Source organism: Streptomyces purpurogeneiscleroticus, assembly GCF_020024005.1.
GTDB lineage: Bacteria > Actinomycetota > Actinomycetes > Streptomycetales > Streptomycetaceae > Streptomyces > Streptomyces purpurogeneiscleroticus.
In genome coordinates this window covers 1-14521 of the sequence record NZ_NHSG01000222.1, presented here as the reverse complement: position 1 = coordinate 14521, position 14521 = coordinate 1, and the positions used below count along the sequence as shown (strand labels likewise).

Here is a 14521-nt window from a genome sequence, read left to right as displayed (position 1 = left end):
GTGGGGGGTTGGGCGTGTGCGGGAGCCGGGGGGAGGAAGGCGAGCGTCGCCGTGGCCAGCGTGGCCCACCAGCGGCGTCGCCCGAGTCTCGGGCCGGGACTGCGGTGTTCGCTCGGATCTGACGTCATGGTCCGACCTGCCCTTCGAGGCATCGGCGAGGCATCGGCGTCGGCCGCGCGGCGGGTCCCGGGAGCTTCCCCGGGATCCGCCGGACGGATCATCTGGACATCCCACGTATGGACATCCCACGTCCCATGTTCGTGCGGAGGAAGGTACTTGTCCCGCAGGCGCCCCGGCAAGGACCGTGCGTCACCCGGATTGGCCGGGGGTGTCCTTCCGGCCCCGGCCGGGGCTCGGGGGAATGCCCACTCGGCTCGGCCGGTCGGGTCCCGCTTCGCCCGACCGGGGCTCGCGCACAGGCTCTCAGGGGACCAGGACGACCTTGCCGAGGTTGGTGCGTGCCTCGATGAGCGCGTGCGCGCGGGCCGCCTCCGCGAGCGGGATCTCCGCGTGCACCGCCGGGCGCAGCCGCCCGTTCCGCGCCAGCGCCCACAGCTCCGCACCGTGCCGCGCGTACAGCTCCGGATTCCGGGCGGCGAAGTGACGCATCGTCATGCCGGTGATCGTCTTGGCGCCGGCCAGCAGCTCGTACGCCGGTACCGTGCCGCCGCCGGAGTTGAAGAAGATCAGCCGCCCGCCGGGCGCGCACGCCGCGAGGGCCCTCGGCAGCAGCTCGCCGCCGACCCCGTCCAGAACGATCCCGGCCGGCTCGCCCCACGACTCGTCCTCGTACGTCACGACCTCGTCGGCGCCCAGCCCGCGCAGGAACTCCGCCTTGGCCGGGCCCGCGGCGCCGCTCACGGCAGCGACCACCCGCCGCGCGCCCCGGATCTTCGCGAGCTGCACCGCGAGGTGCCCGGTCGCGCTCGCCGCGCCCGTGACCAGGACGTCGGCGCCCGCCACGGGCTGCGCGGTGTGCAGTGCGGCGAGCGCCACATGGCCGCCGCGCACCAGCGCCACCGCGTCCACCGCGCTCGCCCGGTCCGGTATCCGGCTCGCCAGCGCGACCGGCACGGTGACCAGTTCGGCGTACGAACCGGTGAACGGCAACCCGGTGACCCGATTGCCGACCGTATACGCCGTGACATCCGGGCCGGTGCCGACGACCTCCCCGGCGACCTCGCCGCCGAGCACGCCGGGCAGCGGCGGGCCGCCGCCGTTGCCGTCGCCGCGCACCGCGCGCACGGACGGCAGCGTCACCCCGATCGCCTCCGTACGCACCAGCAGCTCACCGGGGCCGGGCACGGGCGCCTCGGCCTCCTCCCAGCGCAGTACCTCGGGGCCGCCGTACTCGTAGAACCGGATGCGCCGCATGCGTACCTCCAGAAGCCACCGAAAACGTTGGGAGCCCCAACGGATGTTTACGGTACCGCGGTATTCATTGGCTTCCCCAATGTTTTTTGCGTTCGCTCGATAGGCTGAGGGCATGGCCGAAACCCCCTATGTACCCACGCGCATCCGGGCCCTCCCCAGCTGGCTCCTCGGCCGTGCCGCGGCACGCGGCCACCGGCTCGTCGCCGACGCGCTGGCCCGTGAGGGCATGCGGATGATGCACCACGCCGTGCTGTCGGCCGTGGCCGAACTGGGCCCGGTCTCCCAGGCGGATCTGGGCCGCAGCCTGAGCATCGACCCCAAGGACATGGTCATGATCGTCAACGATCTGGTGGCCGAGGAACTGGTCACCCGCGCGCCCGACCCACGCGACCGCCGCAAGAACGCCGTCACCATCTCGCCGGCCGGCACCCGCACACTGCGCCGTACGCAGAAGCTCGGCGACGCGGCCAACGCGGAGCTGACCGCAGCCCTCAGCCCCGCGGAGCGTGACCAACTCATCGACCTGCTCACCCGGATCGCCGTACCGGGACTGGACGACCGCTGCTCCTGAAGGGGCCGGAGCCGGGGGCCGGGAGCCCGGATCAGCGGCCAGGACGCGCGGGCCGGGAACGGCCGGGAGGCCCGGCCGGCGCAGGGGGCGCACCCCGCCGACCGGGCCCGTCTACCCCCTGATAGGCCGTCAGCCCGTCTGCTCTGTCAACTCCTGAAGGCCGTCAGCCCAGCGAGTCGAGGGCGATGCGGTGCTCGCCCGCGTACACGTTCATCGAGCTGCCGCGCAGGAAGCCGACCAGCGTGAGGCCGGTCTCGGCGGCCAGGTCGACGGCGAGCGAGGACGGCGCGGAGACCGCCGCCAGCATGGGAATGCCCGCCATCACGGCCTTCTGGGCGAGTTCGAAGGAGGCGCGCCCGGAGACCATCAGAACGGTGTCGGACAGCGGCAGCCGGTCCTGCTGCAGCGCCCGCCCGATGATTTTGTCGACCGCATTGTGTCGACCGACGTCCTCCCGCAGATCCAGCAGTTCACCGTCGACCGTGAACAGTCCTGCCGCGTGCAGCCCGCCGGTACGGTCGAACACCCGCTGGGCGGCGCGCAGCCGGTCGGGGAGTACGGAGAGCGTGGCCGGCTCGACGGTCATCGCGTCGTCGTCCTTGAGCGCGAAGCGCGCCGTGGTCCGCACCGCGTCCAGGCTGGCCTTGCCGCACAGCCCGCACGAGGACGTCGTGTAGACGTTGCGCTCCAGAGTGATGTCCGGGACGGCGACACCGGGCGCGAGCTGCACATCGACGACGTTGTACGTATTGCTGCCGTCGTCTGTCGCCCCCGCACAGTAGACAATATTCGCCAGTTCCGCGGCGCTGCCGAGCACGCCCTCGCTGACCAGGAAGCCGGCCGCGAGCGCGAAGTCGTCGCCGGGTGTGCGCATCGTGATGGCGAGCGGCTTCCCGCCGAGCCGGATCTCCAGCGGCTCCTCGGCGACCAGGGTGTCCGGGCGGGTGCTCACGGCTCCGTCGCGGACCCGGATGACGCGCCGTCGCTCGGTGACCCTGCCCATACTGATCAGTCCCGGTTCTGTACGTGTTGATAGCCGAAGCGGCCCTTGATGCAGAGGTTGCCATGGGTCACCGGGTTGTCGTGCGGCGAGGTGACCTTGACGATCTCATTGTCCTGCACATGGAGGGTGAGATTGCAGCCCACCCCGCAGTACGCGCACACCGTCGTCGTCTCCGTCTGCCGCCCCTCGTCCCACTCGCCCGCCGCCCGCAGGTCGAACTCCGACTTGAAGCTGAGCGCGCCCGTCGGGCACACCTCGATGCAGTTGCCGCAGTACACGCACGCCGAATCCGGCAGCGCCGCGTCCTGCTCGGCCGCGATCCGGGCGTCGAAGCCGCGCCCGGCGACAGCGATGGCGAAGGTGTTCTGCCACTGCTCGCCGCATGCGTCCACGCACTTGTAGCAGAGGATGCACTTGTCGTAGTCGCGGACGTAGAGGTCGTTGTCGACCTTGGGCTCCTCGTTCATGCGCGCGGCGTCCGGGCCGAAGCGCTCCGGCTTCGCCTCGTACTCCTTGATCCACTCCTCCGCGCGCGGCGTTGTCGACATATCAACCGAGGAGGCCAGCAGCTCCAGTACCACCTTGCGGCTGTGCCGGGCCCGCTCGGTGTCCGTACGGACGGCCATGCCCGGCTCCGCGCGCCGGGAGCACGCCGGGGCGAGCGTCCGTGCGCCCTCGACTTCCACCACGCACACCCGGCAGGCGTTCTTCGGGGTGAGCGTGTCGCCCTGGCAGAGCGTCGGCACGTCCTTGCCGGCGGCCCGGCAGGCGTCCAGGATCGTGGCGCCCTCGGGCACGCGGACGGCCTCGCCGTCGAGGGTGAACTCGATCAGCCGGCGCGGCGGCTGCAGCGGGACAGCGGTCACTGGTAGACCCCCAGACGGTCGATGGCGGATTCCACGGCGTTCCACGCGGTCTGGCCCAGGCCGCAGATCGAGGCGTCCCGCATGGCCCGGCCGACCTCCCGCAGCAGCGCGATGTCGTCGGCGGCCGCGGCCCCCGTACGGTCCCTGATCCGGAGCAGCGCCTCCTCCTGGCGCACGGTCCCCACCCGGCACGGCACGCACTGTCCGCACGACTCGTCCCGGAAGAACTCCGCGATACGGAGGAGGATCCGCGGCAGGTCGACGGACTCGTCCAGGACCATGACGACACCCGAGCCGAGCGTCGTCCCGGCAGCCCGCGTCCCCTCGAAGGTCAGCGGGATGTCCAGCTCGTCGGGGCGTACGAAACCGCCGGCCGCGCCGCCGAGCAGCACCGCGCGCGGCGTCCCCGTACAGCCGCCCGCCGCCTCCAGCAGCCCGCCCAGCGTCACCCCGAACGGCAGCTCGTAGATCCCCGGCCGGGCCACCGCGCCCGAGACGCAGAACAGCTTGGTGCCGGTCGAGCCCTCCGTACCGGTCGCCGCGTACGCCGCCGCGCCCCGCTCCAGGATCGGCACCACGTTCACCAGCGTCTCGACGTTGTTGACCGCCGTCGGCTTGCCGAACAGGCCCTTCTCCACCGGGAACGGCGGCTTGCTGCGCGGCTCCCCGCGCTGCCCCTCGATCGAGTTGAAGATCGCGGTTTCCTCGCCGCAGATGTACGCGCCCGCGCCCCGCCGGATCTCGATGTCGAAGGCGTATCCCTGCCCCAGTACGTCGTCGCCGAGCAGCCCTCTGGCGCGTGCCTGGTCGATCGCATACTGGATGCGGGCCATTGCACGCGGGTACTCGCCGCGCAGGTACAGGTAACCGTGGTGCGCCCCGGTCGCGTACCCGGCGATCGTCATCGCCTCGACCAGTGCGTACGGGTCGCCCTCTATCAGCACCCGATCCTTGAAGGTCCCCGGCTCGCTCTCGTCGGCGTTGCAGATCAGGTAGTGCGGGTGGTCGGGCTGCCGGGCGGTGGCGTCCCACTTGCGGCCGGTCGGGAAGGCAGCACCACCCCGGCCGACCAGGCCCGCCTCGGTCACCTCGCGGATCACTCCGGCCGGGCCGAGCGCGAACGCCCTCCGCAGCGCGGCGTACCCGCCGTGCGCCCGGTAGTCGTCCAGAGAGGCCGGGTCGACGGTGCCGATCCGGCGCAGCAGGACGAGACCGGGGGAGCCGGCCTGCGGGACGGCCTCCGCGGCGTACGGCTCCGGCGCGGCGTACTGGGGTGCGCGCGCCGCCGCTGCCGCGGTGCCGGGCGTGGCCGGTGCGACCACCGCAGTCGTCGGTGTTGGCGTGCCCGCCCGTACGGCCAGCGCGGCGGGCGCGCGTTCGCACAGCCCCAGGCACGGGCTCGGCTGCCAGACCGCCCCGTCCGCAGGCGTACCGGCCGGCCCCAGCTCCCGTTCCAGCCCCGCGCACACCTCGGCCGACCCCTTCGCCGCGCACGCCAGGTCCGTGCAGACGTGCAGCACGGTGGCCGGGCGCGGGGTGACCGAGAAGAGCGAGTAGAAGGTGGCCACGCCGTACGCCTCCGCCGGCGGCACGGTCAGCCGACGGCACAGGTAGTCCAGCGCGCCCGGACTCAGCCAGCCGACGCGGTCGTTGAGCGCGTGCAGGCCGGGGAGGAGCAGGTCGCGGCGATCGCGCGCGGCCCGGCCGCCGCGCGCCCAGCGCAGCGTGTCGCCGTCGCGTGCGTCCCCGCCGTCCCAGCCGCTCTCGGGCGGCCCCAACAGATCGTCCACGGCGGCGCGTTCCTCGTCCGTGGGGCGGGCGGTGGGGGAGTACTTCAGGTCCATGGTCACTCACCTCGCCCGGCGGTTGTCGTGGACTGTGCGCTCGTGGCGGTCGCGGACTGTATGCGGTGGCCGGTCGACTGCTCGCCGGTCAGCTTGTCGCCGGTCGACTGTCGACCGGCGGCCGTCTCGCCCGTCAGCTTCTCCACGCGTATCGCGGACGCCTTGAACTCCGCCGTCCCCGCGATCGGGCAGTTCGCCTCGATCGTCAGCGAGTTGGTGTCCACCTCGTCGGGGAAGTGCATCGTCATGAAGGCCAGCCCCGGCCGCAGCCCCGGGTCGATCCACACGGGTGCCACGACGGCCCCGCGCCGCGACGCGATCCGTACCTCCTCGCCGGTCACCACACCCAGCCGGTCCGCGTCCTCCGGACACAGCTCCACCATCTCGCCCCGCCGCAACGGCGACGCCAGACTCCCGCTCTGTACACCGGTGTTGTACGCGTCCAGCCGCCGCCCCGTCGTCAGCCGGATCGGGTACTCCTCGTCCGTCAGATCCACCGGCGGGTCGTGCCGGACGATCCCGAAGGGCGCGCGCGGGCCGCGCCGTTCCGGGTCCGCCTCCCACAGCCTGCCGTGCAGGTAGGACGGCTCGATGCGGTCCAGGGAAGGGCACGGCCACTGGATGCCCTGGTGCTCGGCGAGCCGGTCGTACGTCATGCCGTAGTGCGCGGGCGACACCGACCGCAGCTCGTCCCAGACCTGCTCGGCGTCCGCGAACGTCCAGTCGTGGCCGAGCCGGGCCGCCACCGCACAGATGATGTCGATGTCCTCGCGCGCCTCGCCCGGCGGCTCGACGGCCTTGCGCACCCGCTGCACCCGCCGCTCGCTGTTGGTCGTCGTACCGTCCGTCTCGCACCACGCCGCGGTCGCGGGCAGCACGACATCGGCCAGCTCGGCGGTCTTCGTGAGGAAGATGTCCTGCACGACGAGGTGGTCCAGGGCGCTCAGGCGGCGGATCGCCTGGCCGCTGTCCGCCTCCGACTGAGCGGGGTTCTCGCCGATGCAGTACACGGCGCGCAGCTCGCGGCTCTCCATCGCCTCGAACATCTCGGTGAGGTTCCGGCCGTACCGCGGCCGGATCGCCGTCGACCACGCCGACTCGAACTTCTCGCGGATACCGGGATCGAGGAGGTCCTGGAAGCCGGGCAGCCGGTTGGGGATGGCGCCCATGTCGCCGCCGCCCTGCACGTTGTTCTGGCCGCGCAGCGGCTGCAGCCCGGCGCCGTACCGTCCGACGTGCCCGGTCAGCAGCGCCAGATTGATCAGCGCGCGGACGTTGTCGGTGCCGTTGTGGTGCTCGGTGATGCCCAGTGTCCAGCACAACTGGGCGCGTTCGGCGGTGGCGTAGGCGTGCGCGAGGCCGCGGATGGCGGCGGCCGGCACGCCCGTCACCTGCTCGGCGGCGCTGAGCGTCCACGGCTCGACCTCTTCGGCGTACGCCTCGAAACCACTGGTGGCTCGGTCGATGAAGGGCTTGTTGGCGAGCCCGGCGTGGATGATCTCGCGGCCGATGGCATGCGCGAGCGGGATGTCGGTGCCGACGTCGAGGCCGAGCCAGTGCTCCGCCCACTCGGCGGTGGAGGTACGGCGCGGGTCGACCGCATACAGTCTGGCGCCGTTGTGTATGCCTTTCAGCACGTGCTGGAAGAAGATCGGATGCGCGAAGCGGGCGTTGGAGCCCCACATCACGATCAGATCGGTGTGCTCCACCTCTTCGTACGAGGAAGTGCCACCGCCCGACCCGAAGGCGGCGGAGAGCCCGGCGACGCTCGGCGCGTGACACGTGCGATTGCAGGAGTCCACATTGTTGGTGCCCATCACCACACGCGTGAACTTCTGGGCCACGTAGTTCATTTCATTGGTCGCGCGGGAGCACGAGAACATCCCGAAGGCGTCCGGGCCGTGCTCCGCACGCGTCCGCGCGAACCCCTCCGCCGCGCGGTCCAGCGCCTCGTCCCAGCTCGCCCGCACGAGCGAGCCGTGGGCGTCCCGTACGAGGGGGTGAGTGAGCCGGGGGTACGCCCCCGGCCGCCGGTCCTTCTTCTTCACGGTGCGCTCCCTGCGGAAGTACGGGCGGGGGTACGGGCAGAGCTACGGGCCGAGGTGCGGGCCAGGAGGTCGGCGAGGGCATGCACGGCGCGCAGCGTGGGCACGTCCGTCTTGGTGAGATCGGCCAGCTCGACAACGGCTGCCAGCAGGACGTCCAGTTCGAGCGGCCGGCCGCGCTCCAGGTCCTGGAGAGTGGACGTCTTGTGGTCCCCGACCCGCTCGGCGCCCGCGAGCCGCCGCTCGACGGAGATCGCGGGCCGGCAGCCGACGGCCGCCGCGACGTCCAGTGCCTCGTGCATCATCGCGACGACCAGTTCGCGGGTGTCGGCGTGCCGGCAGATCTCGGCCATGGTGGCCCGGGCCAGCGCGCTGATCGGGTTGAACGAGATGTTGCCGAGCAGCTTGATCCAGATGTCCTCGCGCAGGTCCGGCTCCACGGGACACTTCAGCCCGCCGGCCCGCATGGCCGCGCCGAAGTCCGTACAGCGCGTGGACATGCTGCCGTCGGGCTCCCCGACGGAGAACCGCGTGCCCTCCAAGTGCCGCACGATGCCCGGCTCCTGGATCTCGGTCGCCGCGTAGACGACGCACCCGATGGCACGCTCGGGCGGCAGTACGGCGCTGACCGCGCCGCGGGGGTCGACGCTCTCGATGCGGCGGCCGGTGTACGGGCCGGGCAGCCGGTGGAAGTACCACCACGGGATGCCGTTCTGCGCGGCGATCACGGCGGTCCGCTCGTGCAGCAGCGGATGGACCAACGGACCGCAGTCCGCATAGGAGTTGGCTTTCAGCCCGAGAAAGACATAATCCACCGGGCCGATCTCTGCGGGGTCGTCGGTGGCCGGCACCCGGGCCGTGAAATCTCCGCGCGGGCTCAGTACGCGTACGCCATCCCGCCGCATGGCCGCCAAGTGCGGTCCCCGGGCGAGGAGATGAACATCGGCACCGCCGCGGTGCAGCGCGGCCCCGACATAGGCACCGATCGCTCCGGCGCCGACAACTGCCACTTTCACCGGAGAGCTCCGTTCAGTCAGCGGAGTCGACAGAATATTGTCTACAGTATTCGCTGAGAGAGGGTCAAGAGGTGTGCGGTGTATGTGGTCCACGGTCCACGGTCTGCCGTCTGCCGTCTGCCGTCTGCCGTCTGCCGTCTGCCGTCTGCCGTCTGCCGTCTGCGGTCCGTGTGCGCCGGAACGCGGCGGCGGCCCGGTCGGAGAAGTGCTCTCCGGCCGGGCCGCCGCCTCCGGGCTCAGTGAGTGCGTCGCACTCCGGGTCAGACCTGGCCGCGCCAGGCGCCGGTCTCCGTACCGCGCGACTCGATGAACTTCTTGAAGCGTTCCAGGTCGCCGGTGGCCTGACGGCGGACGAAGCCGAGCTTGTCGCCGACCGTGTCGGCGATGCCCTCCGGGTCGTGCTCCAGCTGGAGCATCACCTTGGTGTGCTGGTCGTCGAGACGGTGGAAGGTCACCACGCCGGCCTGGCGCGCCTCACCCGCCACGGTGGTCCACGCGACCCGCTCGTCGGGAATCTGCTCGGTGATCTCCGCGTCGAACTCGCGGGTCACCCCTCCGATCTTGGTGACCCAGTGGGTCAGTGTGGACGTGCGCTGCTCGATGCGCTCGACCCCGTCCATGAACCGGGGGAACTCCTCGAACTGGGTCCACTGGTTGTAGGCCACCGATACCGGGACGGCCACCTCGACCGATTCCTCGATCTTCGACATGGTCCGAGCTCCTCCTCTCGTGAACGTGCAGGGCTCCCCGCGTACCCGCGAAGTCCGGTTCGACGCAGGGAAACCGAGGCCCGGTCCGCTCGTTGAGGTGATACAGATCACCGGTGCGTGCCGTGTGCGGTAGGTTGCGCTCGGTAGACTGTAGACGATAACCAATTGCCGTCCGGTGTCTCCGAGTCGCGGAGTCCCGCGGAGTCACGGAGTGCCGGCGTCCGAGTCGTAGAGGGGGACGCGATGCTGTCCACTGGGCTGCCGCAGGGGGCCGTGCCGAAGCTCGAACGCCCCGGCCCGTTGCGCGAGCGTGTCTACGAAGCACTGCTCGAACTCATCACCACCCGCGCCCTGCAGCCCGGCCAGCATCTGGTCGAGAGCGAGCTCGCCGGTCATCTCGGCGTCTCCCGGCAGCCGGTGCGCGAAGCGCTGCAGCGGCTGAACACCGACGGCTGGGTCGATCTGCGCCCGGCCCAGGGCGCGTTCGTGCACGAGCCGACCGAGGCGGAGGCCGACCAGCTGCTGAGCGTGCGGACCCTGCTGGAGGCGGAGGCGGCCAGGCTCGCCGCCTACTCGGATGCCCCCGGGGGCGGCATCGAGGAGCTGCTGGAGCTGTGCGACCGGGGTGAGCAGGCGGTGCGCGACGATGCCGTGGACCTGGCCGTCGCCGCGAACGCGGAGTTCCACGCCAAGATCATGGAGCTGGCCGGCAACGCCGTGCTCGCCGAGCTGGCCGAGCAGGTCGGCCGACGGGTGCGCTGGTACTACACCCCGGTCGCCCGGCAGCGCGGCAAGCAGTCGTGGATAGAGCACCGCGAGCTGATCGATGTGATCGCCGAGGGTGACGGGCCCCGCGCCGCGGAGATGATGCGCGCCCACACCGAGCACACCCGCCGCACGTACCGCGAGCGGGCGCGCGCCAAGAATGCGTGAAACGCGGTCGTCCTGAAGGGCCGTACCGGGCGCGGCAGTTCATGTGCCGCGGACCGTTACGGCCGGGCGTCGGTCCCGGTGCTCCGGAACAGTGCCGTCCAGAGGAACGGTTCACCGAAGTGGGGGGACTCCGGCGGCTCGTCGTGCATACGACGCAGCTCCACCTCCGCGAGATCGGAGAAGATCCAGCGCAGCGACTCCGCGGTGTAGGCGATGCCACCGTGCAGGCCGGATGCGGACTGGCGGTAGAAGTCCTCGTCGGGCGCCTCGGAGCCCATCCCGCCGGCCGCGAAGCAGGTCAACGCGTAGTGGCCGCCGGGGGCGAGCGCCCGGTCGAGGAGTGCGAGGTAGCTGATGCGGCGGTGCGGCGGCAGGTGGTGGAAGCAGCCGGAGTCGTAGATCAGGTCGTACGGACCGGAGAGCGCGCCGTCGGCGAGGGCGAAGGCGTCACCGCAGTGGAAGGTGACCTTTGCTCCGGCCCTCACCCCGGCCTCGGCCCCGGCGCCGGCCCCTGCCTCGCGGGCGCGGTCCTCCGCCCAGGCGATGGCAGCGGGGGAGAGGTCGACGGCGTCCACTTCGAAGCCCAGTGAGGCGAGGTGGAGGGCGTTGCGGCCCGGCCCGCACCCCAGGTCCAGCGCGCGCCCCGGCGTGATCAGCCCGCGTTCGAGGTACGACACCAGGCTCTCGTCCGGCTTGGCCACGAAGAACGGCACCTGCCGGGTGCGGTCCGCGTAGAAGTCGTCCCACCATGTGGCCCCGCCGGCCGTCCAGCGGTCCGCCTCCGGCGCGAACAGGCCGTCCAGGAGCCTCAGTACATCGTCGACAGTACGTATGTGCCGGTCCATCCGGTCCCCCTTCCCTCGCCGGTGATCGTAGAGGCATCCCTTGCCGATGATCGTGGACATCGCAGCCCCGGCGTACATGCGCGCAGGACTTTGTCCCGAGTCAGGAGAAAGTCGGTACGGATTCTGTCCGTAGTACTTCCTCGTTCGGACAAGCGCTGCTACGTTCCCCTCGAAAGCTCGGTGGGACGGCCGAAAACGGCCCGTCCGCACACGCCGGGCGCGACCAGACTCGACGGTGCCGAGGACGGCTGGAGGGCGGCGTGAGGCGCATGACAGCGAGGCCCGCGAACGCGCACCAGGCGCGGCTTCTGCGCCTGCTGCGCGACCAGGGGCCCAACTCCCGCGCACAGCTCGGCGACCAGGTCGACCTGTCACGCTCCAAGCTCGCGGTGGAGGTCGACCGTCTACTGGATACCGGCCTCGTCGTCGCCGACGGGCTGGCCGCCTCCCGTGGCGGCCGCCGCTCCCACAACATCCGGCTCGCACCCTCGCTCCGCTTCCTCGGCGTCGACATCGGCGCGACCTCGGTCGACGTGGCGGTCACCAACGCCGAGCTGGAGGTGCTCGGCCATCTGACCCAGCCGATGGACGTACGGGCCGGACCGGTTGCCGTGTTCGAGCAAGTACTCGCGCTGGCGGCGAAGTTGAAGGACAGCGGACTCGCCGAGGGGTTCGACGGGGCGGGCATCGGCGTGCCGGGCCCCGTCCGCTTCCCCGAGGGCGTGCCCGTCGCGCCGCCGATCATGCCCGGCTGGGACGGCTTCCCCGTACGGGAAGCGCTCAGCCAGGAGCTGGGCTGCCCGGTCATGGTCGACAACGACGTGAACCTCATGGCGCTGGGGGAGCAGCACGCGGGCGTGGCCCGCACCTCGCAGGACTTCCTCTGCGTCAAGATCGGTACGGGCATCGGCTGCGGCATCGTCGTCGGTGGCGAGGTCTACCGCGGTACGACCGGCAGCGCCGGCGACATCGGCCACATCCAGGTCGAGCCCAACGGCCGCCGCTGCGCCTGCGGCAACGCCGGCTGCCTGGAGGCGTACTTCGGCGGCGCCGCGCTCGCCCGCGACGCGGAGGACGCGGCGCGCGACGGCCGCTCGATCACGCTCGCGGAACGTCTTGAGGCGGCGGGCGCGCTCGCCGCGTCGGACGTGTCCGTGGCCGCCTCGGCCGGTGACGCCGCCGCACTGGAACTGATCAAGGACGGTGGCACCCGCACCGGGCAGGTCATCGCCGGCCTCGTCAGCTTCTTCAACCCGGGCCTGGTGGTGATCGGCGGCGGTGTGACCGGCCTCGGCCACACGCTGCTGGCCGCGATCCGTACGCAGGTCTACCACCAGTCGCTGCCGCTGGCGACCGGCAACCTCCCCATCGTTCTCGGTGAGTTGGGGCCGCTGGCCGGGGTGACCGGCGCGGCCCGGCTGATCAGCGACCACCTGTTCTCGCCTGCCTGAGTCATGCCGTCACGTCCCCGAGGCCGCATGGCCGGGGGCTGAGGAACCGCGCGCCACAGCACCGCTGAAGCACTGCCGTACCACCTCTGTGCCACCTCCGTACCACCGCTGCACCGCCAGTGCACCACTTGTGAGTGATGCATCGTCAGCTTGCGATGCCGCATGCCCGCACGCGCCCCACCGTGATCCGCCCTGCCCTGTTCAGCCTGCCCTGCTCCGCCCTGCCCGCTCACCGGCGTACCGCCGAGGAGGCCCGCCATGGCACCAGCGCACCGCCCCGCACCACCACCGCCGCCCGCGGCGCATGAATCCGCCGGACCGCTGCTCACCATGGCCGGCATCACCAAGTCCTTCCCCGGCGTCCGCGCGCTGGACGGCGTCGACCTGGACGTCGTCGCGGGCGAGGTGCACTGCCTGCTCGGCCAGAACGGTGCCGGCAAGTCCACCCTGATCAAGGTGCTGGCCGGCGCCCACCAGCCCGACGGCGGCACCATCCGCTGGCGCGGGGAGACCGTCTCGCTCAAGTCCCCGATCGCCGCCATGCGGCTGGGCATCGCCACCATCTACCAGGAGCTGGACCTGGTGGAGCACATGTCCGTCGCGGAGAACGTCTTTCTCGGGCACGAGCGCGCCACCGGCGGCTTCATCCGTACCGGGGAGGCCCGCGAGCGGACCGCCGAACTGCTCGCCCGCCTCGGTCACCCCGAAATCGACCCCGGCACGCTCGTGGGCCGGCTCTCCGCCGCCGGACAGCAGATCGCGTCCATGGCCCGCGCCCTCTCGCACGACGTACGGCTGATCGTCATGGACGAGCCGTCCGCCGCACTCGACCCCGACGAGGTCGACAACCTCTTTCGCATCGTCGCCGCGCTCACCGCCTCCGGCGTCGCCGTCGTCTACATCTCGCACCGGCTGGAGGAGATCCGGCGGATCGGCGACCGTGTGACGGTACTGAAGGACGGGCGGACGGCCGCTCGCGGGCTGGACGCGCACGCCACTCCCACCCGCGACATCGTTGCCCTGATGACCGGCCGCGACGTCGAGTACGTCTTCCCCGAACGGCGCGCGGCCACCGGCGACCCGGACCCGGCACGCGCGGCACCGGACCGCCCGGCCCCCGTCCTCAGCGTCGAAGGGCTCGCGCGCGAGGGAGAGTTCGGGCCGGTCGACTTCCGACTGTATCCCGGCGAGATCCTCGGGCTCGCCGGACTCGTCGGGTCCGGCCGCTCGGAGATACTGGAGACCGTATACGGTGCACGGCGGCCCACCGCCGGACGTGTACTGGTCGACGGTCGACCGTTGCGGCCCGGCAGTGTCACCGCCGCCGTACGCGCCGGACTCGGCCTCGCCCCCGAAGAGCGCAAGTCCCAGGCGCTGCTGCTCCTGGAATCCGTCAGCCGCAACGTTTCCCTCTCCTCGCTGCCGCACTTCGCGCGGGCCGGCTGGCTGAACCGGCCCGCCGAACGGGCCGGCACCCTGGCCGCCACCCGCGGCCTCTCGCTGCGCCCCGACGACCCCGACCGCCCGGTCCGCACCCTCTCCGGCGGCAACCAGCAGAAGGCCGTACTGGCCCGCTGGCTGCTCCGCGGCTGCCGCGTACTGCTGCTGGACGAGCCGACCCGCGGCGTGGACGTCGGCGCGCGCGCCGAGCTGTACGCGCTGATCAGGCGGCTCGCGGACGACGGCGTCGCCGTGCTGCTGGTCTCCAGCGAGGTGCCCGAGGTGCTCGGGCTCGCCGACCGGGTGCTCGTCCTGCGCGAGGGCCGGGTCGTGCACGAGGGCGAGGCGGCGGCGCTGGATGAGCACCGGGTGCTGGACCTGGTGATGAGCGACGGCCCCGGGCCCGTCACGGCCCCCGCAGGC

At 71.8% G+C, this 14521-nt stretch carries 12 protein-coding genes; 4 read left to right on the top strand and 8 right to left on the bottom strand.

Annotated features, from left to right (window positions below):
- Positions 1-423: 423 nt before the first annotated feature.
- On the bottom strand, positions 424-1374 hold the full coding sequence (locus tag CCS38_RS14545; RefSeq protein WP_223733680.1) for a quinone oxidoreductase family protein: 951 nt from the start codon (positions 1372-1374) through the stop codon (positions 424-426).
- A gap of 112 nt (positions 1375-1486) precedes the next feature.
- Between CCS38_RS14545 and CCS38_RS14540 the strand changes: the two genes are divergently transcribed.
- The gene (locus CCS38_RS14540) at positions 1487-1945 is read left to right on the top strand and encodes a MarR family winged helix-turn-helix transcriptional regulator (RefSeq protein ID WP_223733679.1); all 459 of its coding nucleotides are present in this window, start codon (positions 1487-1489) and stop codon (positions 1943-1945) included.
- 163 nt (positions 1946-2108) lie between these two features.
- Here CCS38_RS14540 and fdhD read toward each other — a convergent pair whose 3' ends face one another.
- The 6 genes from fdhD to CCS38_RS14510 form a co-directional block, all read right to left on the bottom strand.
- A complete protein-coding gene (gene fdhD / locus CCS38_RS14535) occupies positions 2109-2948 on the bottom strand; it encodes a formate dehydrogenase accessory sulfurtransferase FdhD (RefSeq protein WP_223733678.1) in 840 nt (279 codons plus the stop codon).
- Positions 2949-2953: 5 nt separating this feature from the next.
- On the bottom strand, positions 2954-3814 hold the full coding sequence (locus tag CCS38_RS14530; protein ID WP_223733677.1) for a 2Fe-2S iron-sulfur cluster-binding protein: 861 nt from the start codon (positions 3812-3814) through the stop codon (positions 2954-2956).
- On the bottom strand, positions 3811-5658 hold the full coding sequence (locus CCS38_RS14525) for an NAD(P)H-dependent oxidoreductase subunit E (RefSeq protein ID WP_223733676.1): 1848 nt from the start codon (positions 5656-5658) through the stop codon (positions 3811-3813). The genes CCS38_RS14530 and CCS38_RS14525 overlap by 4 nt, the downstream gene beginning before the upstream one ends.
- 2 nt (positions 5659-5660) lie before the next feature.
- Positions 5661-7706 carry a molybdopterin oxidoreductase family protein gene (locus CCS38_RS14520; RefSeq protein WP_223733675.1) on the bottom strand — a complete coding sequence of 682 codons (2046 nt, stop codon included), beginning with the start codon at positions 7704-7706 and terminating at the stop codon, positions 5661-5663.
- Positions 7703-8719 (bottom strand): 2-dehydropantoate 2-reductase, encoded by a 1017-nt coding sequence (locus tag CCS38_RS14515; protein WP_223733674.1) that lies wholly within the window; start codon positions 8717-8719, stop codon positions 7703-7705. Before CCS38_RS14515 ends, CCS38_RS14520 begins: the two co-directional genes overlap by 4 nt.
- A gap of 260 nt (positions 8720-8979) precedes the next feature.
- Entirely contained in the window at positions 8980-9429 is a 450-nt protein-coding gene (locus tag CCS38_RS14510) for an SRPBCC family protein (RefSeq protein WP_223733673.1), read from the bottom strand.
- A 243-nt stretch (positions 9430-9672) separates the two neighbouring features.
- On the opposite strand from CCS38_RS14510, the gene CCS38_RS14505 reads away from it, so the two are divergent.
- On the top strand, positions 9673-10362 hold the full coding sequence (locus tag CCS38_RS14505) for a GntR family transcriptional regulator (RefSeq protein ID WP_223733672.1): 690 nt from the start codon (positions 9673-9675) through the stop codon (positions 10360-10362).
- Between the two features lie 56 nt (positions 10363-10418).
- Here CCS38_RS14505 and CCS38_RS14500 read toward each other — a convergent pair whose 3' ends face one another.
- A complete protein-coding gene (locus CCS38_RS14500) occupies positions 10419-11207 on the bottom strand; it encodes a class I SAM-dependent methyltransferase (RefSeq protein WP_223733671.1) in 789 nt (262 codons plus the stop codon).
- Positions 11208-11476: 269 nt separating this feature from the next.
- On the opposite strand from CCS38_RS14500, the gene CCS38_RS14495 reads away from it, so the two are divergent.
- Positions 11477-12658, top strand: coding sequence for an ROK family transcriptional regulator (locus tag CCS38_RS14495; protein ID WP_223733670.1), 1182 nt, complete (start codon positions 11477-11479; stop codon positions 12656-12658).
- A gap of 258 nt (positions 12659-12916) precedes the next feature.
- Positions 12917-14521 (top strand): sugar ABC transporter ATP-binding protein (locus CCS38_RS14490; RefSeq protein WP_223733669.1); only part of this gene is annotated, 1605 nt, incomplete at its 3' end.

What these genes read in the sequence shown, in the direction of transcription:
- CCS38_RS14545 (WP_223733680.1), bottom strand. Translation starts at nt 1,374, where the DNA reads ATGCGGCGCATCCGGTTCTACGAGTACGGCGGCCCCGAGGTACTGCGC.
- CCS38_RS14540 (WP_223733679.1), top strand. Translation starts at nt 1,487, where the DNA reads ATGGCCGAAACCCCCTATGTACCCACGCGCATCCGGGCCCTCCCCAGC.
- fdhD (WP_223733678.1), bottom strand. Translation starts at nt 2,948, where the DNA reads ATGGGCAGGGTCACCGAGCGACGGCGCGTCATCCGGGTCCGCGACGGA.
- CCS38_RS14525 (WP_223733676.1), bottom strand. Translation starts at nt 5,658, where the DNA reads ATGGACCTGAAGTACTCCCCCACCGCCCGCCCCACGGACGAGGAACGC.
- CCS38_RS14510 (WP_223733673.1), bottom strand. Translation starts at nt 9,429, where the DNA reads ATGTCGAAGATCGAGGAATCGGTCGAGGTGGCCGTCCCGGTATCGGTG.
- CCS38_RS14505 (WP_223733672.1), top strand. Translation starts at nt 9,673, where the DNA reads ATGCTGTCCACTGGGCTGCCGCAGGGGGCCGTGCCGAAGCTCGAACGC.
- CCS38_RS14500 (WP_223733671.1), bottom strand. Translation starts at nt 11,207, where the DNA reads ATGGACCGGCACATACGTACTGTCGACGATGTACTGAGGCTCCTGGAC.
- CCS38_RS14495 (WP_223733670.1), top strand. Translation starts at nt 11,477, where the DNA reads ATGACAGCGAGGCCCGCGAACGCGCACCAGGCGCGGCTTCTGCGCCTG.